Annotated in this window: 22 protein-coding genes; 18 read left to right on the forward strand and 4 right to left on the reverse strand. The window is 50.6% G+C overall.

All coding sequences use genetic code 11. The features are described from left to right. Window positions 1–66: 66 nt before the first annotated feature. The 5 genes from DX130_RS03960 (at window position 67) to thiI (ending at window position 5,662) form a co-directional block, all read left to right on the forward strand. Entirely contained in the window at window positions 67–753 is a 687-nt protein-coding gene (locus DX130_RS03960) for a YwaF family protein (RefSeq protein WP_116045722.1), read from the forward strand. Next, window positions 750–2,351 carry a DUF2339 domain-containing protein gene (locus DX130_RS03965; protein ID WP_165861148.1) on the forward strand — a complete coding sequence of 534 codons (1,602 nt, stop codon included), beginning with the start codon at window positions 750–752 and terminating at the stop codon, window positions 2,349–2,351. The genes DX130_RS03960 and DX130_RS03965 overlap by 4 nt, the downstream gene beginning before the upstream one ends. A gap of 152 nt (window positions 2,352–2,503) precedes the next feature. Then, on the forward strand, window positions 2,504–3,196 hold the full coding sequence (locus DX130_RS03970) for a lytic transglycosylase domain-containing protein (RefSeq protein WP_116043002.1): 693 nt from the start codon (window positions 2,504–2,506) through the stop codon (window positions 3,194–3,196). A gap of 85 nt (window positions 3,197–3,281) precedes the next feature. Next, a complete protein-coding gene (locus tag DX130_RS03975; protein WP_116043004.1) occupies window positions 3,282–4,433 on the forward strand; it encodes a cysteine desulfurase family protein in 1,152 nt (383 codons plus the stop codon). Beyond that, the gene (thiI, locus tag DX130_RS03980) at window positions 4,430–5,662 is read left to right on the forward strand and encodes a tRNA uracil 4-sulfurtransferase ThiI (RefSeq protein WP_116043006.1); all 1,233 of its coding nucleotides are present in this window, start codon (window positions 4,430–4,432) and stop codon (window positions 5,660–5,662) included. The genes DX130_RS03975 and thiI overlap by 4 nt, the downstream gene beginning before the upstream one ends. Window positions 5,663–5,708: 46 nt before the next feature. Here thiI and DX130_RS03985 read toward each other — a convergent pair whose 3' ends face one another. Then, window positions 5,709–6,425 carry a TerC family protein gene (locus DX130_RS03985; RefSeq protein ID WP_116043008.1) on the reverse strand — a complete coding sequence of 239 codons (717 nt, stop codon included), beginning with the start codon at window positions 6,423–6,425 and terminating at the stop codon, window positions 5,709–5,711. 134 nt (window positions 6,426–6,559) lie between these two features. On the opposite strand from DX130_RS03985, the gene DX130_RS03990 reads away from it, so the two are divergent. The 7 genes from DX130_RS03990 to DX130_RS26335 all read left to right on the forward strand — a co-directional run bounded on the left by DX130_RS03990 (window position 6,560) and on the right by DX130_RS26335 (window position 11,905). Continuing rightward, entirely contained in the window at window positions 6,560–7,225 is a 666-nt protein-coding gene (locus DX130_RS03990) for a TerC family protein (RefSeq protein WP_116043010.1), read from the forward strand. A 352-nt stretch (window positions 7,226–7,577) separates the two neighbouring features. Next, window positions 7,578–8,063, forward strand: coding sequence for a hypothetical protein (locus tag DX130_RS03995; RefSeq protein ID WP_116043012.1), 486 nt, complete (start codon window positions 7,578–7,580; stop codon window positions 8,061–8,063). A gap of 50 nt (window positions 8,064–8,113) precedes the next feature. Continuing rightward, window positions 8,114–9,955: a translational GTPase TypA gene (gene typA / locus DX130_RS04000; RefSeq protein WP_116043014.1), complete on the forward strand. Its 1,842-nt coding sequence runs from the start codon at window positions 8,114–8,116 to the stop codon at window positions 9,953–9,955. Window positions 9,956–10,023: 68 nt separating this feature from the next. Then, a complete protein-coding gene (locus DX130_RS04005) occupies window positions 10,024–10,335 on the forward strand; it encodes a YlaH-like family protein (protein ID WP_116043016.1) in 312 nt (103 codons plus the stop codon). Further along, the gene (locus tag DX130_RS04010) at window positions 10,332–10,610 is read left to right on the forward strand and encodes a hypothetical protein (protein WP_116043018.1); all 279 of its coding nucleotides are present in this window, start codon (window positions 10,332–10,334) and stop codon (window positions 10,608–10,610) included. The genes DX130_RS04005 and DX130_RS04010 overlap by 4 nt, the downstream gene beginning before the upstream one ends. Before the next feature lie 10 nt (window positions 10,611–10,620). Next, on the forward strand, window positions 10,621–11,679 hold the full coding sequence (locus DX130_RS04015; protein WP_116043019.1) for an LCP family protein: 1,059 nt from the start codon (window positions 10,621–10,623) through the stop codon (window positions 11,677–11,679). Window positions 11,680–11,761: 82 nt separating this feature from the next. Beyond that, entirely contained in the window at window positions 11,762–11,905 is a 144-nt protein-coding gene (locus tag DX130_RS26335) for a hypothetical protein (RefSeq protein WP_165861149.1), read from the forward strand. Window positions 11,906–11,954: 49 nt separating this feature from the next. Here DX130_RS26335 and DX130_RS04020 read toward each other — a convergent pair whose 3' ends face one another. Beyond that, the gene (locus DX130_RS04020) at window positions 11,955–12,575 is read right to left on the reverse strand and encodes a YhcN/YlaJ family sporulation lipoprotein (RefSeq protein WP_116043021.1); all 621 of its coding nucleotides are present in this window, start codon (window positions 12,573–12,575) and stop codon (window positions 11,955–11,957) included. A 111-nt stretch (window positions 12,576–12,686) separates the two neighbouring features. Between DX130_RS04020 and DX130_RS04025 the strand changes: the two genes are divergently transcribed. Both DX130_RS04025 and DX130_RS04030 read left to right on the forward strand, forming a co-directional pair. After that, window positions 12,687–14,018, forward strand: a complete 1,332-nt coding sequence (locus DX130_RS04025) for a PhoH family protein (protein WP_116043022.1) — start codon at window positions 12,687–12,689, stop codon at window positions 14,016–14,018. A gap of 232 nt (window positions 14,019–14,250) precedes the next feature. Further along, window positions 14,251–15,567 (forward strand): extracellular solute-binding protein, encoded by a 1,317-nt coding sequence (locus DX130_RS04030; RefSeq protein ID WP_116043024.1) that lies wholly within the window; start codon window positions 14,251–14,253, stop codon window positions 15,565–15,567. A 111-nt stretch (window positions 15,568–15,678) separates the two neighbouring features. Here DX130_RS04030 and DX130_RS04035 read toward each other — a convergent pair whose 3' ends face one another. Further along, entirely contained in the window at window positions 15,679–16,779 is a 1,101-nt protein-coding gene (locus tag DX130_RS04035) for a coiled-coil domain-containing protein (RefSeq protein ID WP_133297886.1), read from the reverse strand. A gap of 162 nt (window positions 16,780–16,941) precedes the next feature. Here DX130_RS04035 and DX130_RS04040 point away from each other — a divergent pair, with 162 nt between their 5' ends. Then, window positions 16,942–18,111, forward strand: a complete 1,170-nt coding sequence (locus DX130_RS04040; protein ID WP_116043027.1) for a class I SAM-dependent methyltransferase — start codon at window positions 16,942–16,944, stop codon at window positions 18,109–18,111. A 61-nt stretch (window positions 18,112–18,172) separates the two neighbouring features. On the opposite strand, the gene DX130_RS04045 is transcribed toward DX130_RS04040, so the two are convergent. Continuing rightward, window positions 18,173–18,409, reverse strand: coding sequence for a DUF2626 domain-containing protein (locus DX130_RS04045; protein ID WP_116043029.1), 237 nt, complete (start codon window positions 18,407–18,409; stop codon window positions 18,173–18,175). Between the two features lie 265 nt (window positions 18,410–18,674). On the opposite strand from DX130_RS04045, the gene DX130_RS04050 reads away from it, so the two are divergent. From DX130_RS04050 to DX130_RS04060, 3 genes are all read left to right on the forward strand, one after another. Then, window positions 18,675–19,325 (forward strand): RsfA family transcriptional regulator, encoded by a 651-nt coding sequence (locus tag DX130_RS04050; RefSeq protein ID WP_116043031.1) that lies wholly within the window; start codon window positions 18,675–18,677, stop codon window positions 19,323–19,325. A gap of 108 nt (window positions 19,326–19,433) precedes the next feature. Further along, window positions 19,434–20,402, forward strand: a complete 969-nt coding sequence (locus DX130_RS04055) for a ketopantoate reductase family protein (protein WP_165861150.1) — start codon at window positions 19,434–19,436, stop codon at window positions 20,400–20,402. Window positions 20,403–20,417: 15 nt separating this feature from the next. After that, a complete protein-coding gene (locus DX130_RS04060; RefSeq protein ID WP_116043034.1) occupies window positions 20,418–20,816 on the forward strand; it encodes a DUF3397 domain-containing protein in 399 nt (132 codons plus the stop codon). The last annotated feature ends 41 nt before the right edge of the window (window positions 20,817–20,857 follow it).

Raw genomic sequence — 20,857 nt, forward strand, 5'->3', positions numbered from 1 at the left:
GATGTGATTGAGGCCAGGTACTAAAGTTTGGAAAACTTGTGAACGGGGTGGCTGATATTGTTCGAGATGTTTTCAGTCCAGCATATGGCGGCAGTAGTGTTTGCCATCTTGGTATTTGCAGCAATCGCTTTAAGCCGCAAGCGGCTGCGGGGAGAGCGAGGAGGCCGAATCTTCCGCTTCGGATTGGCGGGACTGTTGGTTGCATGCGAGATTGCGCTGCAAACCTCTTATGTTTTGGAGGGGAGCTGGGGGGCAGGATCGCTTCCATTCCAGCTTTGCAGTCTGACGCTCCTGCTGTCGGCGGCCGGGCTCGCTTTCCAGATTCGGGGGCTGTACAGTATCATCTATTTCCTCGGGACGTTGGGTGCGCTGCAAGCGCTGGCTACGCCCAACCTGGATGTAGCATTTCCGCATTTCAGATATTTTCATTTCTTTATCGCACATATCGGCATTATCTCCTCAGCGGTATATCTCATGACGGTAGAGAAATACAGGCCAACGCTGCGATCCGCTTTTGGAGCGTGGATATGGCTGCATGCGCTGGCGATTCCTGCCGCTATTGTCAATCTGGCCACCGGAACGACGAACTTCATGTTTTTGGCTCGCAAGCCCGCAACAGCTTCCATGCTTGACCTGCTTGCTCCATGGCCGTGGTATTTGCTCCAGCTGGAAGCTGTCGCGGTCTTGTTATGCCTGATTTTATACGGAGTATCACAATGTGTGTATTGGATAAACGGGAGGAAGACGACATGATTAATTTGTTGAAGAAACATTGGACTTCGCTGCTTGGCGCTATCTTTATCGTTGCCGCTTTTGTAACACTGTTTCAATATTCGGTGGATCGCGGCTGGATATCGGATGCGATGAAGATTGGATTCGGCTTGCTTGCCGGAGCGGGACTCGGTGTAGCAGGGGGCAAGCTGGCCCAGCGTCCGAAACTCGTCATTACGGGAGAAATTTTGCTGGGGATCGGTGTTTGCGTATTGTATGCGACGTTCTCGTTTGCAGGCATTTATTATGATTTATGGGAGCCAATGCTTGTCTTGCTGGGCATGTCGGCTGTAACGATCGGCATTACGGTATATGCGTACCGATTTGATTCCCGCATGCTGATGAACGTAGCGATTATCGGAGCTTTGCTTGCGCCTCTGCTGATGCGGCCGGAGACGGATCAAGTGTTCACGCTGTTCCTTTACTTGTTCGTGCTGAATGCGGCGTTTTTCTATCTTAGTATAATCAAGAACTGGCTAGAGCTGCGAATCGTAAGCTTTGCGGGCACCTGGATCATGTATACGGTCTATTTTCTCCACTTCTGGCCTTCGATGGACGGCTTGTGGAGCATGCCGATTCGTTACGCATTGGCTGCATTCTTGTTCTATACCATTGCGTTTATGGCATCATCGTGGAAGAACAAACTAAGCTTTGACGGGCTGGATCTGTACTTGAGCGCGGCGAACGGTATTATTTTCGGTATCTGGGCACTTGTCATATGGCATGGCGACCTGGATTACGGCTTCGTGCTGGCTTTCATCGCGCTAGTCTATCTTCTTGCAGGCGTAACGATCTACAGGCTTAATGGAAAGATGTCGGCTTCTTCTGTCACCTTCGGCTTAGGCGGGGTACTGCTGCTGCTCATGTCGATCAACAGCTTCGGAGAGGGCATATTGTTCAATGTCCTGATGTGGACTTCTTACGCCTGTATGCTGACGGCGCTGGGTTATGTGAAGAGGTGGATTATACCGACCATTCTGGGCATCATTATCTGGCTCTATGTGGGTGTCTTCTGGTACATCGTGACATGGTGGACTCCGCGCGGCGAATGGTTCGGCGTCTACATTCCGTTTCTGAACTGGGGCGCAATCGCCTGGATGCTGCTGGCGACGCTTGGCTTCTTCTATGCCCGGAAGCTGAATTTCGACGCTTTCGCGGCTACGACCAACCGCGTCCTATCCCGCATATTTGCGCTTGCTTCGCATCTGATCGTAGGCGGTCTGATGGCTAGACAAATCCAGAACGTCTTTACCGAATATTTAGTGGATGCGCCACGATTCTATATGGATCTGACTTTGTCCGTTGTCTGGGCTGTATATGCTCTGCTTCTCATGCTGTGGGGAGCCTATTATAAGGAACGGACATTCAGATGGTTCGGTACGGCAGTGCTCGTCATTGTGGCGATTAAAGCGATTTTCATGGATTTGAGCGGCAAGGACGCCTTGTTCAAAGTACTCGTTCTGCTAGTGCTTGGCGGATTGTCCTTCGCGATGACTTGGATTAACAACAAGTGGCAGACCTCTGAGCAACCATCGGAATCGGTGCTTCTGGAGGAAATGACGGTCCTGCGCAAAGAATAACAGAAGCATTCTGTTCCGCAAATTGCGGGGCAGAATGCTTCTTATGATAAGTGAATTAGGGAGGACTAGCCGCAAGGGCTAAAAAGATGTACAATGAATACCGATATAAAACTCATGTGCGATTTTTCTGACTATGTTAGGGGGCATCATTCATGAGTATCGACCCGCGCTCTATGAAGGCGTTATTGCAGGCGCAATTGGCGCCGAAGCTAGACTTTGGAGCTCATTCAAAAAAATCGGCGAGGGGCTCATCCGATGAGAACGTCTCGCCATTCGATACGATCTTGACGTCCCGGCTTGCCGGCTCACAAGGCGAACCTGATAATTCCGGGAAAGTTCCGGTCTGGTCGGATACCCTGTGGGAACAACTGGCATCCTTTAGTATCTCTCCCGTAAATTCGGCATCAACACTGATGGATAAGGCAGGAAGCTTCGATTCGTCGTCGCCCTTCGCGGGGCTGATCCAGAATGCTTCGGCCAAGTACGGCGTATCTCCTTCTCTGATTCAAGCCGTTATCCAAACGGAGTCGAGCTTCAATCCGCTAGCCCAGTCTCATGCGGGCGCCAAAGGACTTATGCAGCTGATGGACGGAACGGCGAGAGGACTTGGCGTGACGGACTCCTTCGATCCTGTGCAGAACATTGAAGGCGGCACGAGATATTTGGCCATGCTGCTGCGGAAGTATGGAGGAGAAGAAGCGGTGGCGCTTGCGGCATATAACGCAGGACCCGGCAGAATCGACCGCTTGGGCATCTCTTCGCAAGAGGAGCTGCTGGCAAAGTGGAATGAACTGCCCGCGGAGACGCAACGTTATATCGGTAAAGTGCAGCAGGCTATACTTTAACGTATCGAGATCACGATTCACGGGTCGCACCCGCTGCGACAGAATCGCGATCTCTTCTTTTTTTTCGAGGAAAGGGTGATCACGATTGTTATATTTCGACCATTGCGCATCAACACCGCCGTATGAAGAGGTTATGACTGCCATGATGGAAGTCATGAGAAAGCATTATGCCAATCCCTCGTCCCTTCATGCTGGAGGCGTGGCGGCGGCGAAGCTGATCGAGCGTTCCCGGTCGCTGGTAGCGGAATTGCTCGGTACGTCGAGAGGGAGCTGGCTGTTCACCTCCGGCGGCACAGAGTCGAATAATTTGGCGCTAAAGGGCGCAGCCAGGCACTATCGTTCGCGCGGCAATCATATTATTGCTTCCGGTATTGAACATGCATCCGTGCATGAAGCGCTTAAGCAACTGGTTTCCGAGGGATATCAGGTCACGTATTTGCCTTTAAGCAAGACCGGGCATGTGTCAGCTGAGTCGGTGCGAGCTGCGCTGACGGATGAAACCATTCTGGTTACGGTTATGCATGTGAACAACGAGATCGGCACAGTTCAGCCTATTCAGGAGATTGGGGAGTTGCTTCGCGATTATCCTCAGATCCTATTTCATGTCGATGCGGTTCAAAGCCTGGGCAAGATGCCGCTCGATCCGGAAGCGTGGGGAATTGATCTGGTCAGCGCCTCTGCCCATAAGCTGCGCGGACCGAAGGGGATCGGCTGGCTTTATGTGCGAGATGGAGTGAAGCTGCATGCACTGTCTTCCGGCGGCTCCCATGAGGGAGGCTTCCGTGCAGGGACAGAGAATGTACCGGCTATCGTCGCTTCGTCGAAGGCTCTCCGTATGTCGCTCCAGAGTATGGAGAAGCGAGCGGAGAAGATGTACGAGCTTACCCGCCGTCTGCGGGCATTCATCGAGACAAGACCGGAGTTTAGGCTAAACGGCGCGAAGCCGCTAGCGCCCCATATCGTTCATTTCTCGTATCCCGGCATGAAGCCGGAAGTGATCGTTCATATGTTGGAGCAGCATGGTATAATAGCTTCGACGAAATCCGCCTGCTCCTCGAAGGATAACAAGCCAAGCCGGGTGCTGCTTGCGATAGGCGCCAGTTCTGAGCATGCTTCAGGAGGCGTTCGCATCAGCTTCGGGGACGAGCATAGGGAAGAGCATGTGGAGCGGCTGATTGCCGCTCTGACGGATGTTATTGCACAATTAAAGCCGCTTGAGAGGGGTAGCCAACATTGATATACGACCAGATTGTACTTCGCTATGGCGATTTGATTATGAAAGGCCGAAACCGCAACCAATTTGAGAAGCGGATGCACCGCCAGGTGAAGAACGCGCTGACTCCATTCAAAGGCGTAACGTACTGGAAGACATTCGGACGGCTGTACGTGAAACTGAACGGTCAGCCTTATGAGCCGATTGCGGACAGGCTGAAGGACTTGTTCGGCATCATATCGCTTAGTCCGGTCATCAGCTCCGAATCGGAGCTTGAGGCGATACGGGCGACGGCGATGACGTTGATGAATTCCTTGAAGACACCGCCGAAGACATTCAAGGTAAGCGTGAAACGGGCATGGAAGGGCTTCCCGCACCAGTCGCAGCAAATGAATCATCTCGTCGGCGCCCATATCTTGCGGGCGTTCCCCGAGTTGAGCGTCGATGTAAGAAATCCTGAAGTGGAATTGAAGGTTGATATTCAGGCGGAAGCTACTTATTTATTCTGTGAGGTCATTCCTGCGGCTGGAGGTTTCCCCTTCGGCTCCAACGGCAAGGCAATGCTGCTGCTATCGGGCGGCATCGACAGTCCCGTGGCGGGCTGGCTCGCGTTGCGGAAAGGGCTGGAGCTCGAAGCGGTCCACTTCCACAGTTACCCGTTCACAAGCGAGCAGGCGAAGGATAAAGTCGTCGCGCTTGCTAAGCGGCTATCCTACTTCAGCGGAGCTCCGCTGAAGCTGCATCTTGTGCCGTTCACAGAAATTCAGACGACGCTTGCGCAGGCTGGACAGGACAATCTGATCATTACGCTTATGCGCAGAGCGATGCTGCGGATTACGGAAGGGCTGGCAGCCAAAAGCGGCGCGCTCGGTATCGTAACCGGCGAAAGCTTGGGGCAGGTGGCAAGTCAGACCTTGCCGAGCATGAATGTCATTGGGAGAGCTGCCCAACTGCCAATGCTAAAACCGCTCATTATGATGGACAAGAGCGAAATTATCGCCATGGCGGAGAAGATCGGCACATTCCAGACCTCCATTCTTCCCTACGAGGACTGCTGCACCCTGTTTTTGCCGAAGTCGCCAAGCACGAATCCCAATATCCGTATCGTGGAGAATGTCGAGGCAGGCATCGCCAATCTGGACACGATGATTGAAGATGCGATCAATGGAACGGAGCATATGTTTCTTTCTCCCCGCAAAACGAGTTCCGCACAGTCAACGGAGTCATCTTCTGAAGAAGACGAGTGGTTCTAAGGAATCGAGCGAGAACCCAGAATTCAAATAAAGAAGCAGCCATCCCTTAGTGGGACTGGCTGCTTTTCTGTGCTGCGGAAGCTTGTTTCCTTTTGTTGACCATATATCCTGAGCCGACCGTTAGAATAATTACGATGATGATAAACAACCAAAAGATAAGTTTGTTTTCATCCAAAGCACCGTGGAATTGCTTCTCATGTGTAATCATTTTGGCGGCGGTATACGCTAGTACGGCGGAGCCGATATAGACGATCCACTCGAATTTATTGATGAGTTTAATGAATAGGGTGCTGCCCCAGACAACGACCGGAACGCTGATAATCAAGCCGAGAATGACGAGTATCATTTCATGCTCGCTATGAGAGGAGCCCTTTGCCGCGCCTGCGACTGCGATAACGTTGTCGATGCCCATTGCTGCGTCTGCGATAATGATGGTACGGATCGATTGCCACAGCGTGTTGCCTGCCTTGATGTTATCGTGACTGTCTTCCTGAACAAGCAGCTTGAACGCGATCCAGAGGAGCAGCAGGCCGCCCACCAGATTGAGCCAAGGGACGGAGAGCAGTTGAACAACAAGCAGCGTTGCGATGACGCGAATGCCGACGGCTCCGACAGTGCCCCAAATGACAGCTTTCTTCTGTTGGTGCTGCGGAAGCTTGCGCGCCGCCAAACCTATGACAATGGCATTATCCCCGGCCAGAATAAGGTCGATGAATACGATAGTCAACAGGGCGGTGAAAAATTCGACCGTGAAAAAGTCCATGTATTATTTCCTCCTCTCTATCTCTATGCTTGCTTATTGCAGTCTACAATAAATAAGGAATTTCGTGAAGATGGATTTTTGGACATATTCCCCATAGCTTGTTCATACCCCTTTTATGAGAGGGGAGATCGATCGTGGACAGCATTTTTATTTTTCTGCAAATCGCCTTAATTAATGTATTGCTTAGTGGAGACAACGCTATTGTCATTGCGATGGCAAGCCAGCATTTGCCGCCCGGACAGCGCCAGAAGGCGATCTGGTGGGGCGCATTCGTCGCTGTGGGGCTGCGATGCGTATTGACGATTGTTGCGCTGCAACTGCTGCAAATTCCATATTTGCAAGCGGCAGGCGCTATTCTGCTGCTGTATATCGCGGTCAAGCTGCTGGGCGACGCTGGCGCTGCGGCAGAGTCCCATCATGTGAAGCGCGTGGCGACGCTGGGACATGCGATATGGACGATCGTGACGGCCGACTTTATTATGAGCCTGGACAATGTGCTTGCGATCGCTGCGGTTGCTGACGGTGATCTTGTTCTTATTTTGCTCGGGATTGCGCTAAGCATACCGATGATTATCTGGGGCAGCCAATTGTTAGGAAGCTTGCTGAACAAATTTCCGGCGCTGGCCTATATTGGAGCGGGGCTGCTAGCCTTTGCCGCAGGCGAGATGCTGATGAAGGATCCCGGCCTCCATACGGCTGTATTCCATGGCAATCAGACGCTGGATCAGCTCATTCCGTTGCTGTGTGTGCCGCTGGTGGTCATCCTGGCCGTATTGAAAAAACGGTCGGAATATCGCTGAGGACGACAAGTTCGACAAGGGAGACAAGTTCGATATGGGCGTTTTGTCAGACGGTTTAGAATATGCGATGCAGGAGTACCACAAACAACTAATCGTGCCAAATGGGTGGGAATTCGAAGCTCAGAACGCTTTTATTTCTAAATGCAGCTTCCTTAAGTAGTCTGATATTTAAGACTTTCCCGACAGCAGAGACAGCGATAAATCGCTGTTTTTTGTTTGGTTCTGCTTTTTTTTGTGAATCTCTCGACAGATTACTGGTTTTTTTGCCGCAGTTCCATTAAACTAATAAAGATAAAAAAACTGGCGTCTTTCGTCTGTCTATACGATCGATGTTGTAAGGAGCGGAATGGATATGCCTACTAACAAATATTCCGCTGGAATTATCCTGCTGTTAGCTGGGGTCGTTATCTTGTTGGGCAAAATAGGTGTGTTCGGCTTTTTGGGTGCGATATTTTGGCCGTTGCTTGTTCTGATACCAGGGGTACTGCTTCATGTGCTTTATTTCGGCAGAGTGATTCCGGCCGTCATGCTGGTTCCTGGCGGAATGCTCGTAGTATACGCACTGCTGTTTATCATTTGCAACATTTTTGGATGGGATAGCTTAAAGTATCTATGGCCGATGTTCATCTTCGGCTTTGCCGCAGGGTTATATGAATACTACATGTTCGGCGGGGCTTCCGTGCCGCGGGTTGTGTTCACGGCATCCATCGCGCTCGCAGTCGCGTCGGTTCTGTTCCTCGTGCTCATTCTGATGTGGAGCTGGGGCATATATCTCATTGCGGCGCTGTTCATTGCGGCCGGAGCCTGGATGATGTTCGGGACGCGCAAGCGCTGGTAGATCAGGTCACTTAAGGTTAATTTAAAAACAATTGGAGTGGATTATTTCTTATGCAAGCAAGAGAGAACTTACGCAACATCGCAATCATTGCACACGTTGACCACGGCAAAACAACACTGGTTGACAAACTGCTTCAACAATCGGGTACGTTCAGAGAACATGAAGCCGTGCAAGAGCGCGCGATGGACTCCAACGATCTGGAGCGGGAACGCGGCATTACGATTTTGGCTAAAAACACAGCAATCACGTACAAAAACTACATGATTAACATCGTGGATACACCGGGCCATGCCGACTTCGGCGGCGAGGTTGAACGGATTATGAAAATGGTTGACGGCGTATTGCTGGTCGTTGACGCATTCGAAGGCTGCATGCCGCAGACGAAGTTCGTATTGCGCAAGGCGCTTGAGCATCAGCTTACGCCTATCGTAGTTGTGAACAAGATCGACCGTCCGAACGCTAGACCTGTTGAAGTTATTGACGAAGTTCTCGACTTGTTCATCGAACTGGGAGCGAACGACGAACAGCTTGAATTCCCTGTTGTCTATGCATCGGCGCTCATGGGTACATCCAGCCTTGATCCTGAGAAGCAGGATGACAATATGATGGCGTTGTACGATACCGTCGTAAACCACATTCCGTCCCCGACTGAAAATGTGGAAGAGCCGCTTCAATTCCTCGTTACTCTTCTTGACTTTAACGAATATTTGGGCCGGATTGCGATTGGTCGCGTTAACCGCGGTACAATCAAGCAAGGCCAGCCGGTAGCTGTAATCGATCGTGATGGAAAGCCGAAGCAGGCGAGAATTGAGAAGCTGTTTGGCTTCCAAGGCTTGAAGCGCGTCGAAATTGCAGAAGCAGGCGCTGGCGATATCGTAGCGATTGCAGGTATTCGTGAAATCAATATCGGCGAGACGATTGCCGACCCTCAACATCCGGAAGCATTGCCAGTCCTGAAAATTGACGAGCCAACGCTTCAAATGACATTCCTGGTTAACAACAGCCCGTTTGCGGGTCGCGAAGGCAAGTGGGTAACGTCCCGCAAGCTGCGTGATCGCTTGTTCAAAGAGCTGGAGACTGACGTTGCGCTTCGCGTCGAAGAGACTGAAAGCCCTGACGCTTTTGTCGTATCCGGACGCGGCGAGCTGCATCTTGGAATTCTGATTGAGAACATGCGTCGTGAAGGCTATGAGCTGCAAGTATCGAAGCCTGAAGTTATCGTGAAGGAAATCGACGGCAGCAAGCAAGAGCCATACGAGCGACTGCTTATTGACGTTCCGGAAGAGAGCATGGGTGCAGTCATGGAGAGTCTGGGCACACGCAAAGCCGAGATGGTAAACATGATTAACAACGGCAACGGTCAAGTGCGTCTGGAGTTTATTATTCCGGCACGCGGTCTGATCGGTTACCGTACATCATTCCTGACGCTGACTCGCGGTTACGGCATCATGAACCATGCGTTCGACAGCTATGGACCGCTGGCTGGCACTGGCGTAGGCGGCCGTCACCAAGGCGTGCTTGTGGCAAGTGAGAACGGCACATCTACGTTCTACGGCATGCTGGGTGTTGAAGACCGCGGCTTGATGTTCCTGGAGCCGGGCGCTGAAATTTACGAAGGCATGATCGTTGGCGAGCATAACCGCGATAACGATATCATCGTCAACATCTGTAAAGAGAAGCAATTATCCAACGTTCGTTCTGCGGGCAAGGATGATACGGTCAAGCTGAAAACACCGGTTATCTTCTCCCTGGAGCAAGCTCTGGAATATTTGAATGATGACGAATATTGCGAAATTACGCCGAAGTCGATCCGTCTGCGTAAAAAGATTCTTGTGAAAAGCGAGCGCGAGCGCGCTGAGAAGCATCGCAAAATGTCCCAAGCCGGCGTATAAGAAAGCTGTTGGTTTGATAAGTGACGTTTGTTTCGCAAGCTGGTAACTTGCGTTAGGAGGTAGGTAAGATGCAGGAATGGCTGAGCGAGCATAAGCTTGTCTCCTATATTCTGATATTGGCATTTACGATCTATATCTTCAACTCGGTATTTCGCCCTCAGGCGAAACTGCCGATCCTGAAGGAAATTATGGTCTATATTGTAATGGCGATAGGTTCGTTCGTCCTGATGATTATGCAGGTCGACAAGCTGCCGATCATTCAGTGTATGGCGGTAGCCGTCCTCTTGATGCTGATGCTAAGAGGCCGTCAGATGTATGATAAGTGGAAGAAGGGCAAGACAGGCGGCACCGAATCGCACAACGCGGAGCAAGGACAATGAGACTCCAGGACGCGCTGTTCAATTGGCTTCAAATCCGGCTGGTCGCCGATGCGAGACAAGATGATGGTGCTGCGCGCGACACTCTTGCTTTTTTCGAGGAAATTTTGCGGGAGGATCATGGTCTTGCATCCTTTGATATTGAAAGGATTGACGAGACAATGATCCACGTCCGGTACGAGAAGGATGGCCGTATGAAACTGCAGATGTATCCCCGGGAAACCGGGGAACAATTGCTTCACGACATCATTGCAAATCCCAAATATAACGAAGCTTGAAGGTGAAAGGATGAGCCAACAACCGAACTCATTGCCACCGCGTTCAAGTGGGCGCAAATCTCCCTCAACCAAATCGGGGAAGGAGAAGAAGTCGAAGAAAAGAAGACCTCTGTTAAGAGTGTTCTTTTTTCTTTTGTTCGGCCTGCTGCTTACGGCTGCGGCGCTTATCGTTGTGGTGGCACTGAAGACATCGGACGCTATCGATACGATCGCTGTGAATGATCCGGAAGCCACGCCCGTTCCGATTACGGAGTCTGTCAAACAGAAGCCGGTCGCCTTTGTTCTCATGGGCATTGATTCACGCGACCACGGCGGGGGCCTAAACACCGACGTTATGATGGTAGCTGCTTTTAATCCGGTAACGAAAAAAGCGACCGTCGTTGCTATTCCTCGTGATACATATGTCGATGTGGAAGGATACCGCGCACGGAAGGCGAATCGCTTCTATGCGGATAGCTACGTTGTCGCTACACGTGATAAGGGCATGAAGAAGGAAGCGGCTGATCTGGAAGCGAAGAAGGCGGTCAAGGAAGTGATGGGCAAGCTGTTTGATATTGATATCAAATATGCCTCCATGATCAACTTCCAGGGCTTTTCCGATGTCGTGGATGCTCTAGGCGGAGTTACAGTCAATGTAGACATGCGAATGAAGTACAAGGATACGCGTGATGGCACAAATATTGATCTGCAGCCTGGCATTAGGGAGCTGGATGGCAAAGAAACGCTTGATTTCGTCCGCTACCGGAAATCGAATGACGGCAAGAACATGTCCAGCGACTTCGACCGCAATCGCCGTCAGACAGAAGTGATTGGAGCGATCGTGGACAAACTCGTCAGCTTGGGCGGCATAACCAAGATTGGCAGTGTCATCGATGCTGTAGGGAAGAACATTTCCGCTGATATGCAAAGGCAGGAAATTACCCGGATGATCGAAACGTATTATTCCGTCAGAAGCAGTGATATCGAGTTTCTGTCCCTTGAAGGGGTATGGAGAAGTCCGAACGTTTATGTGGATGAGGCCAGTCTTGCGAAGGTCAAGGCGGCTCTTCAAGCAAAAATGGCTGAATGACCGTAGACTATCGGTCATATTATAGCTATAATAGGAGCTAAGCAGCTGCTTTTGAATGCCGATTCAGAAGGAGGGTATGCGGATGGAGAATCCGATCATCGCGGTAGATCCGCAACCTGACGATACGAATGTTTGGAGCAAGCAGTTGACTGTCATTTCTATTGCCAAAGGGAAATTTGGGGACAAGTATAATGCCATGCATATTGGCACATGTGTAGAAGCCTAGTGATTAGATCACTAGGCTTTTTGCGTCTTTTGAGGGGCTTTACCGTTTCTTAACGTGAGCGGGAAGGAGCTGGCTTGGTCAGGCTGTTTTCCTTGAGCACTTCACCTTGTGCATCATCCCGGGATTCCTCGCCCTCGGGTTCAGCTTCCGTCATCCCGTTGCTGTCATCGAGCTCATTGTCGGGAGGCACGATATCGCGCGGGAGTTGAGGAACCAGGCGTCCCATAATGTCGGCCAGCTCTTCTGCAAATCCGGAGAATGGATGACCGTTACGAATGTCTTTGCCGATCTCCTCTATCCGATTGGCAATGTCGATGTCGGCCGTGACAAATGCGTCTACGCCATATTCGTCGTTACGGAACGCCTCGGCTACTGAATATTTGATTGTGCCGACCCGGGAGCGCTCCAAGGAGCCATCGACATCGATGCCTACAATAGCGGTATTGCCTACAATGACGCAATGAGCATTCTCTACGCCGTCCACGCCTTTGGCGAGCTCTTCCAGATGGGACTCGACTTCGCTGCGATTTTCTATGAGCTTCTTGCCGCTGCCATTCTGTGCTGCCTGATAGCGGCGATCATTTTGCGGAGAGGGTGATGTCTCGTTTCGCGCGCCACAGCCTGTAGCGAGTAACGCTATGACGATTGCCGCTGTTAACCATTTGTACATGTATGCCACCTCTTTATCAGTGTGTGTCGCGCAATTCGCTTGTACACTAGTGTGTCCGCTGCCATCTGACGCTATGTATGCGGAAGTATATTCGACGCCGGGAGGGTTCTCATGAATAAAATATTCGTGCTCGATACAAACGTATTGCTCCATGATCCTCAATCGCTATTTGCCTTTGACGACAATGAGGTAATCATCCCTGCCATCGTATTGGAAGAAATTGATTCAAAAAAAAGGCTTGCCGACGAGCTAGGCCGTAATGCCAGATCCGTATCGAGATTGCTTGATAATATGAGGGAACTGGGACATTTGCACGAAGGAATTGCGCTTCCTAGAGGCGGCTTGCTAAAAGTGGAGTTGAACCATCGCAGCTTTGTGCGCGTGCATGAGATGTTCGGCGAGATGTCCAATGACAATCGTATTCTGGCAGTTGCTCTCAATTATCATATGGAGCAAGAGAAGGTAGAGGAGAAAAGAAGCGTCGTACTTGTCAGCAAGGACGTGCTTGTTCGGATTAAAGCTGATGTGCTTGGACTGGAAGCGCAGGATTATTTGTCCGACCGCACCGTGGATCATTCCGAGTTGTATACCGGCAATGTCACGCTGCATGTCCATCCCTCCATCATCGATGAGTTTTATTCTTATCGGTTTCTGAGCGTTAATCATTTGCAGTTAAAGGATCGGCTTAGCCCGAATGAATTTGTAATTTTACGCGACGAGATGGGAACCTCCAAATCGGCTCTGCTCAAGGTTAGCCAAGACGGTGTACGACTGGAGCCGCTTTTTTTGAGCAATGATCCGGTATGGGGAATAACTGCCCGCAACGCGCAGCAGCGAATGGCGCTGGAATTGCTGCTCAACGATGATATTCCGCTCGTGACCTTGTCCGGCAAAGCCGGCACGGGCAAGACGCTGCTGGCCTTGGCGGCAGGCTTGCTGAAGGTCGAGGATGAGCATAAGTATAAGAAGTTATTGATTGCAAGGCCGGTGGTGCCTATGGGGAAGGATATCGGTTATTTGCCTGGTGAGAAGGAGGAGAAGCTGCGGCCGTGGATGCAGCCCATCTATGATAATCTGGAGTTTCTGTTCGACACGAAAAAAGCAGGGGATATCGATAAAATATTGATGGGGATGGGCAGCATTCAAGTCGAAGCCTTGACATACATTAGAGGCCGCTCCATACCGGGCCAATTTATTATTATTGACGAAGCGCAAAATCTGACCAAGCATGAAGTGAAAACGATCGTCTCGCGTGTCGGGGAAGGCAGCAAAATCGTATTAATGGGTGATCCCGGACAAATCGATCATCCTTATCTGGATTCCATCAGCAACGGTCTGACGCATATTGTGGAGAAGTTCAAAAGAGAGAACATCAGCGGGCATATGACGCTGGAGAAGGGAGAGCGCTCCAAGCTGGCGCAGCATGCTGCCGATTTGCTGTAGGGGGACGCGAGAGGCAAGTTGAAGGTACGAGGGGTGAGAGTTATCCCGCTAGCAGCTTCTGCTGCTGGCGGGATAACTCTTTCTAATAAGGCTCGCAAATTCAATGTCTATAGAGCGGAGAAATCGTTTTTTTGGAATAATCATCATACTTTTGGCTCATAAGGGTTGTACAAGTCGGCCCCAAACTGCTATTCTATACCCATAACCAAGGTAGCCGGAAAGGAAGAAAGCTGTGTCTCCTCGCAAATATGTGCCGCTCATTATCGGTGCATTGCTACTTACCGCTTTGCTGCTGTTGTATTTCTCGCGATCCATGAATTGGAACTGGGATAGAGTGAGCCAATCCGACGGGGTTGAACCGATAGAGCCTGCTGGAGGCCAGCGAATCGCGCAATTATCGACTGATCTTTATGTAAACGTTTCCTTGCCTAATTCGGATTATACTCGTCTTGTAGAACGCACGGAACGTTTTATGATGGAGTATCCGCATATCCGAGTTGAAATATCGAATGAGCGGAATAGTGCCGGACGATATGAGCATTTGCTTGCAATGAGCAATCATGGTACAGCACCGGACGTGATGCTGCTAGACAACGGGGGGATTGTTCCGCTTGCGGTGAAAGGCTTGCTGAAGCCCGTTGACAGCTTGATGACCGGTGATGTATTGTCCGACCAATTGCCCCGATTAATGGAGCCGCTGAAGTGGAACGGTTATTTGTGGGGCGTTCCATACCGAATTAACCCGTATATGGTCGCCTGGAGCAAGGAACTTCTTGCCGAGGCGGGTTTGTCGGAGCCGCCGGATCGTTGGGAGGCTTTCCAAGCATTGGCGGAGAAGATCGCCTCAGCGTCGAATGATTCTGTGCCGGAAGAAGAGCGTTACCTGATGAATTTCAACCCCGATGAGTTCGAGCAGTTGCTGGTCTGGTCCTCCAGATTGAATGGTGTCCAGGAGAAGCTTATTAATCTGCATGCTTTGCCTGAGCAGGTTCAGGACAGTTTGGTATGGCTGCAATCGACGGGGCCGGTTGCCTCGATTCCATCACATCGCAACTCTGAACTGAATGAGCTAATCCAGGCGCACAGGTTGCTTATGCTCGTATTGCCGTGGGAACAGCTCAATAGCTTAAGTCAGTCTGCTCGCAATAAGCTGAATGTAGAACAGGAGCATATTTATTATCCATGGCTTAATGGCGCAAGCTTCGTTATCGGTTCAGGCAGTCGCTCGGAGGGTGAAGCGATGTTGTGGATTCAGGAGATGACAAGTCCCTACAGCAGCTTGAAGGAATTCGAAGAAGGCGGAAAGCTGCCGGTGCGGCCTTCCCTGTATGATCAGATGAGGCTGATTACGAAGTCAGGCGATGCGCCGCCTTATTGGTGGCTGGAGGCGCTCAGCGCCAAAGCGCCTCAGATCGACAGTGTAGCGCCTGATCCGGAGTGGCCGAAGCGATGGAGGGATTGGTCCAGTACATGGAAGGCGGCAGGCATGGACACGGGCCGTTTAACTGCTTTTGTTCAATGGATGACAGCAGAAGAATCAAAAAAGTAAGCCGAGACAGTGGGCTAAACGATGGCTGAATACAATAAAACAAGAAAAAGCGCAAGTTTCGTTGCTAGAATTAGCCTTCGAAATTTGCGCTTTTCTTGTCTTTATGAGGTTTTACAGGCTTACACCCAGCTTGATAATAAGGTCTCCGTCCTTTACTTCCACCGACTTAGCCTTGAGGAATGGCGTAATGAGTCCGGGATAGAACCCAAGATCGAATTCTTCCTCCAGAGCTTTGCGCGTCGTATCCGGCAGCATGAATCCATTGAACAGCAATTCGTCGACATGGAAGAGAAGTCCGTTGCGCGGCTCTTGGACCAGACTGTAATGGCCGGTGATGCTAATCTCAATTTGATCTCTTTTGCCGGAAGCTGTTATGCTATCATCTTCGAACCGGAACGAGAGATCGTTGAACCGCTCATCTTGTTCGCGAAGAAATTCGTTTAACTTGTCTTCGGGCATGCGAATCGTATATTGCAGTCCCTTTATTTCCATTAAATCTTTATTGTTTTGAATCCATCCCGGGAGCTTGCCCATGGAATCGGATAACGCTCCGAAGTAAGCGCGAACTTCCTTCAATCCGGTCGATTCCCAGAACCCGGTAAGCTGTTCGATCAGCAGGCGAATTCGGTCGCTGTCCGAACGTCCGGCCAGTTCGCCTTCAAGCTGGGATTCCAATGCTAACACTCTATCGCGTTGAATATTCAGTCTATCTTCCACTGCTGCTAGCTCTGCTTGTTTTCCCTCAAGCATAGTTATGCGCTCCTGTAAATCCCGATATTGCCCGATGTATGCATTCAAGGTATGCTTGTCTTGCGAGATAATAATATCCAAATAGTCCAGTAATGTGAAAAACTTTGTCCAAGAATCCATCGTCAGCAAGGAAAAGTACAACATGTCCCGCTCACCCATATAGTAGGCCCGCAATACATCTCCCGCTTGCTTCCGCTTGCCGTCAATGGCAAGCTCCTGTGCGGCGAGCTGCTTCTCTGCTTCTGTCATCGTGAGGAGAAGGGCGTCCTTCTCTTGTCCGATTCGGGCGATCTCCTTGTCAATTTCCACAACAGATAGGCTTTTCTCCAGAAGCGAGTGCAGATCGTCAGGAGACTCGGGACGCTCTTCGGCGAGCACGGGCAGCCGCAGCATGATGAAGGCGCAGAGCAGCGAAGCCAGCAGGGCGATTGTTATTCGCTCGCGGATGCTGATTTCAGTCAACGTCATCCTCCCCTCTAAAAGGTTTGCGAAGCAAACCTCGCTTCGTAAGCATTACTTAAGGTTTGCGTAGCAAACCTCGCTTCGTAAGCGCTAGCTCACCAACTAGTTTATGCGCAAGCCATTTCTATTATATCTTACAATTGGAAAAGGGTGAAACAAGCGATGACAAGCTTTCCAGATACCCCGCTTGCAGAGCGATTAGCCAATCGAATCTTTCACTCCCGCTTGACAGGATGGGGTGAGAGGCCGGGCGAGGTCGCTCACTTGCTGCCTTGTATTTCTTTTCATGATTATATGGAAACCTGCCTGTATGATGAAGACTACGGCTATTATCAATCTGGCGAAGCCAGAGTTGGAAAGGGAGGCGACTTCTATACCAGCTCTGCTATAGGCGGTGTGATGTCGGAGATCTTGTCACGGTATGTCTTGAAGGTGCAAGCTTCGCTGGATGCCCCTGTTATTCTTGTTGAATGGGGGGCCGGGACAGGGCAATTATCTGCAGGCATCGCAGCTACCTTGCGGGGGCATGTTCCGGACTGGGAGAGCCGATTTAGTCAACAGCTTGTTGAGAATCATCCCGGTCATCGTGCGAAAGTGAAGGAATCCTATCTTCAGGCTGGTATTCCGACTTCACCGCCGGTAAGGACATCCAGCGAGTGCATATTGGATTGGGAAACCGGGGGAGTGAAGATGCCGCGTTTGCTTATAGCGAATGAGCTATTAGACGCCTTTCCTGTCCACCGGATCATTCGCAGGGGAGAGGGTTACAGGGAACTGGGCGTTGCGGTTTGGCCCGGACATGGATTTCTCTATGTAGATATGCCGATATCGGACGCCGACTTTCTATGTTGGCTGGAACGGGATGGCATTGAGCTGAGGGATGGCCAAATAACGGAAGTGTGCCCAGGCGCGCGTAGGTGGCTCCATCAACTTGGCGGGCTGCTGAATGCGGGTGACCGCGTCATCCTTATTGATTACGGTCATGAAGCGGAGGAATATGCAGCGGAGCATCGTATGCAGGGCACGTTAATGACTTACTGGCGTCATCTAGCCAGTGATTCGCCATTTCACGGCGCGGGAGAGCGGGATATTACCGCTCATGTGTCTTTCTCATTTGTTCGCTCATCGGCCGAAGAAGCGGGATTCAGCGTTGTTTATTATGAGACGCAAAAGCAGTTTTTGCTCGACAACGGTATTTTGGAGCTGCTGGGCGGCCATGATGGCTCGAATCCATTTGGCGAAGAGGCGAGGCGGAACAGGGCTGTGAGGCAACTGTTGCTAAGCGATGGGATGAGCGAGAGCTTCAAGGTTATGATCCTAGAGAGGACATAGAAAAAGGCTGTCTGCATGCGAGGAATCGCAGTACAGACAGCCTTGTTTGTTCTTGTAGTTATTAGAATGGCAGGCTCATCTTGAAAACCGACCAATAGGTGAATCCAATAAAGGAAATCGCCATATAACCCCAGAACATCGTTATGTACGTTTTTTCGGAGAAATTCAAGTACCCCAAGAATACAAAAGCGACGGCTTGCGCGAAGAAGAGCAGCGCGAATTCCGTCATATGGCCTGCAAAAGCCATAAGCCCGATGACTAAACACCAGAAGCCAAGTACCCGATACATGCGTGCCATGTTACATCCCCCTTTTACCATGCCCCGATTTTCTAAACTTCATTATAACGTTAGCCTATGCGAGTGTAAACCTGAAACCGTGACGAATTGGCAAACTTTTTGACATATCCTCTTCACATTATCTACAGTTTGCTCATGAATCATCCTAAACATGTATGAGGATGTGAAAAATTGGTTATACAATTTAGTATCCAATAGATTCTATGAACTCTACCAAGGGCATAGAGATAAGTAAGCGCCTTTTACGTTAGGAGGTTTTGATTGCATGACAGCAGTTAGACAAGACGCGTGGAGTCCGGACGATGATCTCATTCTCGCCGAGGTGACTCTACGCCATATTCGCGAAGGAAGCACACAGCTTGGAGCATTCGAAGAAGTGGGCGAAAGAATTGGACGTACGTCCGCCGCATGCGGCTTCCGCTGGAACAGCTGTGTTCGCAAGCGTTATGAGGATGCGATACAGATTGCCAAGCAACAGCGCCAAAAGCGCAATTACTTGAAGAAGCAGACTGTAACGGCCATATCCCAAGTTTCATCGCTTGCGGTATATGACACGGAAGAACGTTCATACAAGCATGATGCAGGCACGCTGGACGAAGGGCTTTCCATTGATGCCGTTATCCGGTTCCTAAGAGGCTGGAAGACGACCTATCAGGATTTGTCCAGGCAAATCAAGCTGTTTGAGAAGGATTTGAAAGACAAAGAAGAAGAGCTTTACCGGCTGCGCAACGAGAATGAGAGACTGGCAAAGGAAGCAAGCAGCGCCCAGACCGATTATCGCGTTGTGAATGACGACTATAAGACGCTCATTCAAATTATGGATCGCGCGCGTCGGCTGACCGTGCTGTCCAGTGAAGAGGAAGCAAAGCCAAGGTTCAAGATGGATGCCAATGGCAATCTGGAACGCATTGAATAAGTTATAGCGATACTAGGGAAGCCCGCCGTTTATGATACGGCGGGCTTTTCATCTCGAAAGAGCCCAGTGTATAATACGGGGACAAGCAACCGAAGGAGGGCTGACGCTGTGCATATTGAAATTGTAGGCGGGGGAGCCATCGGGCTATGGGTTGCGGCCAATCTTGCATCGGCAGGGGAATCCGTGAGACTATGGACGCGAACAGAGAGGCAGAGTCTTCTTATTAAGGATGCGGGCATTCTCTTGAGGGATACGGCAGGAAGCGGCAGAACGGTTTACTTACCCTGCGAGCGCATGGGCGGTCATTCCTACACGGCGCTGGAGTCAGGAGATACAGAGGAGTGCTTGATTATTCTGGCGGTCAAGCAGACGGCAATCCAGGATGAGCTGATTCAGCAGCTTCAACTGTTGACTCGTATATATAGGCATACTTCCATACTTTGTTTGCAGAATGGAATAGGTCATCTGGAGAAGCTGGCCGCGGGACTTGGCGATGTACCTATCTATGCAGCTGTGACAACGATGGGGGCTAAGCGAGAGGATGAGCGGACGGTCAGATTGGCCGGGGCCGGGGAGCTATGGATTGGCGAGAGAGCTGAAAATGACCCCGTATTTGACGAAAAACGTGCAAAATCTCAAAAAAAGTTTCTATTATCTCTGCAAAAGGCAGGATTCCAACCCTTTTTGTCGAATGAGATCAATAATCGGATTTTCCATAAATTGCTGATCAACGCGGTCATCAATCCGCTTACTGCACTATTTGATGTAACCAATGGCGAGCTCCCGAAGCAAGAGCGGCGCGTACATATAATGCGGGCATTACATAACGAAACGTTAGACATTTTGAAAAGAGCGGGGATGCAAGATCCCGGCGACAGCTGGGAAGGGGTGCTTGAGGTGTGCGCGCGTACAAGCGCCAACATCTCTTCTATGCTGGCAGACGTCCGCGGGGGCAGAGAGACGGAAATACGCGCTATTAACGGTGCGGTAGCAGAGCTGGCCGCAGCGCATGGACTCAAGGCGCCGATGAACGAAGCGGTGACGGCGATCGTGGAATCTTTCGAAGGGATGCAATAAAGAAAGGGGACAAGCATGGGCGCGATCTGGAATAGCATACAAATCGTTTATACGGCACTCGCGGTTATACCAATTCTTCCTTTTGCGATCGTTCTGTTCGGCTACGGCGCGATCGTCCAAAACCGGAAAAAGGCGCTCATTATGGCAATGGACGTATCCACTGTTTTTTTTATTTTATGCGTATCGGCCTTATTCAATATAATGTTCAAAAGCTCCTTCGGCCTTTATGGCATATTGCTAGTCATGATATTGGCGGGCGGATTGCTGGGCAACGCCCAATTCCGCAAACGCGGCAGCGTAGACGTCAAGCGCGTCTTGCGGGCGATCTGGCGGCTCAGTTTTTTTGTGACAAGCGCGCTGTACCTATTGTTTATGTTGATCTCGCTTAGCAAAATCGTTTTTACAGTAGCATAAGAAACGTTTTATATAGAAGAAACGCCTCTGTCGCGCAGGGG

It is taken from the genome of Paenibacillus paeoniae (assembly GCF_003388735.1).
In the GTDB taxonomy this organism is placed as follows: domain Bacteria; phylum Bacillota; class Bacilli; order Paenibacillales; family Paenibacillaceae; genus Pristimantibacillus; species Pristimantibacillus paeoniae.

Coding starts and splice junctions, on each gene's coding strand:
- DX130_RS03960 (WP_116045722.1), top strand. CDS start 67: ATGTTTTCAGTCCAGCATATGGCGGCAGTAGTGTTTGCCATCTTGGTA.
- DX130_RS03965 (WP_165861148.1), top strand. CDS start 750: ATGATTAATTTGTTGAAGAAACATTGGACTTCGCTGCTTGGCGCTATC.
- DX130_RS03970 (WP_116043002.1), top strand. CDS start 2,504: ATGAGTATCGACCCGCGCTCTATGAAGGCGTTATTGCAGGCGCAATTG.
- DX130_RS03985 (WP_116043008.1), bottom strand. CDS start 6,425: ATGGACTTTTTCACGGTCGAATTTTTCACCGCCCTGTTGACTATCGTA.
- DX130_RS03995 (WP_116043012.1), top strand. CDS start 7,578: ATGCCTACTAACAAATATTCCGCTGGAATTATCCTGCTGTTAGCTGGG.
- typA (WP_116043014.1), top strand. CDS start 8,114: ATGCAAGCAAGAGAGAACTTACGCAACATCGCAATCATTGCACACGTT.
- DX130_RS04005 (WP_116043016.1), top strand. CDS start 10,024: ATGCAGGAATGGCTGAGCGAGCATAAGCTTGTCTCCTATATTCTGATA.
- DX130_RS04010 (WP_116043018.1), top strand. CDS start 10,332: ATGAGACTCCAGGACGCGCTGTTCAATTGGCTTCAAATCCGGCTGGTC.
- DX130_RS04015 (WP_116043019.1), top strand. CDS start 10,621: ATGAGCCAACAACCGAACTCATTGCCACCGCGTTCAAGTGGGCGCAAA.
- DX130_RS26335 (WP_165861149.1), top strand. CDS start 11,762: ATGGAGAATCCGATCATCGCGGTAGATCCGCAACCTGACGATACGAAT.
- DX130_RS04020 (WP_116043021.1), bottom strand. CDS start 12,575: ATGTACAAATGGTTAACAGCGGCAATCGTCATAGCGTTACTCGCTACA.
- DX130_RS04025 (WP_116043022.1), top strand. CDS start 12,687: ATGAATAAAATATTCGTGCTCGATACAAACGTATTGCTCCATGATCCT.
- DX130_RS04040 (WP_116043027.1), top strand. CDS start 16,942: ATGACAAGCTTTCCAGATACCCCGCTTGCAGAGCGATTAGCCAATCGA.
- DX130_RS04045 (WP_116043029.1), bottom strand. CDS start 18,409: ATGGCACGCATGTATCGGGTACTTGGCTTCTGGTGTTTAGTCATCGGG.
- DX130_RS04050 (WP_116043031.1), top strand. CDS start 18,675: ATGACAGCAGTTAGACAAGACGCGTGGAGTCCGGACGATGATCTCATT.
- DX130_RS04060 (WP_116043034.1), top strand. CDS start 20,418: ATGGGCGCGATCTGGAATAGCATACAAATCGTTTATACGGCACTCGCG.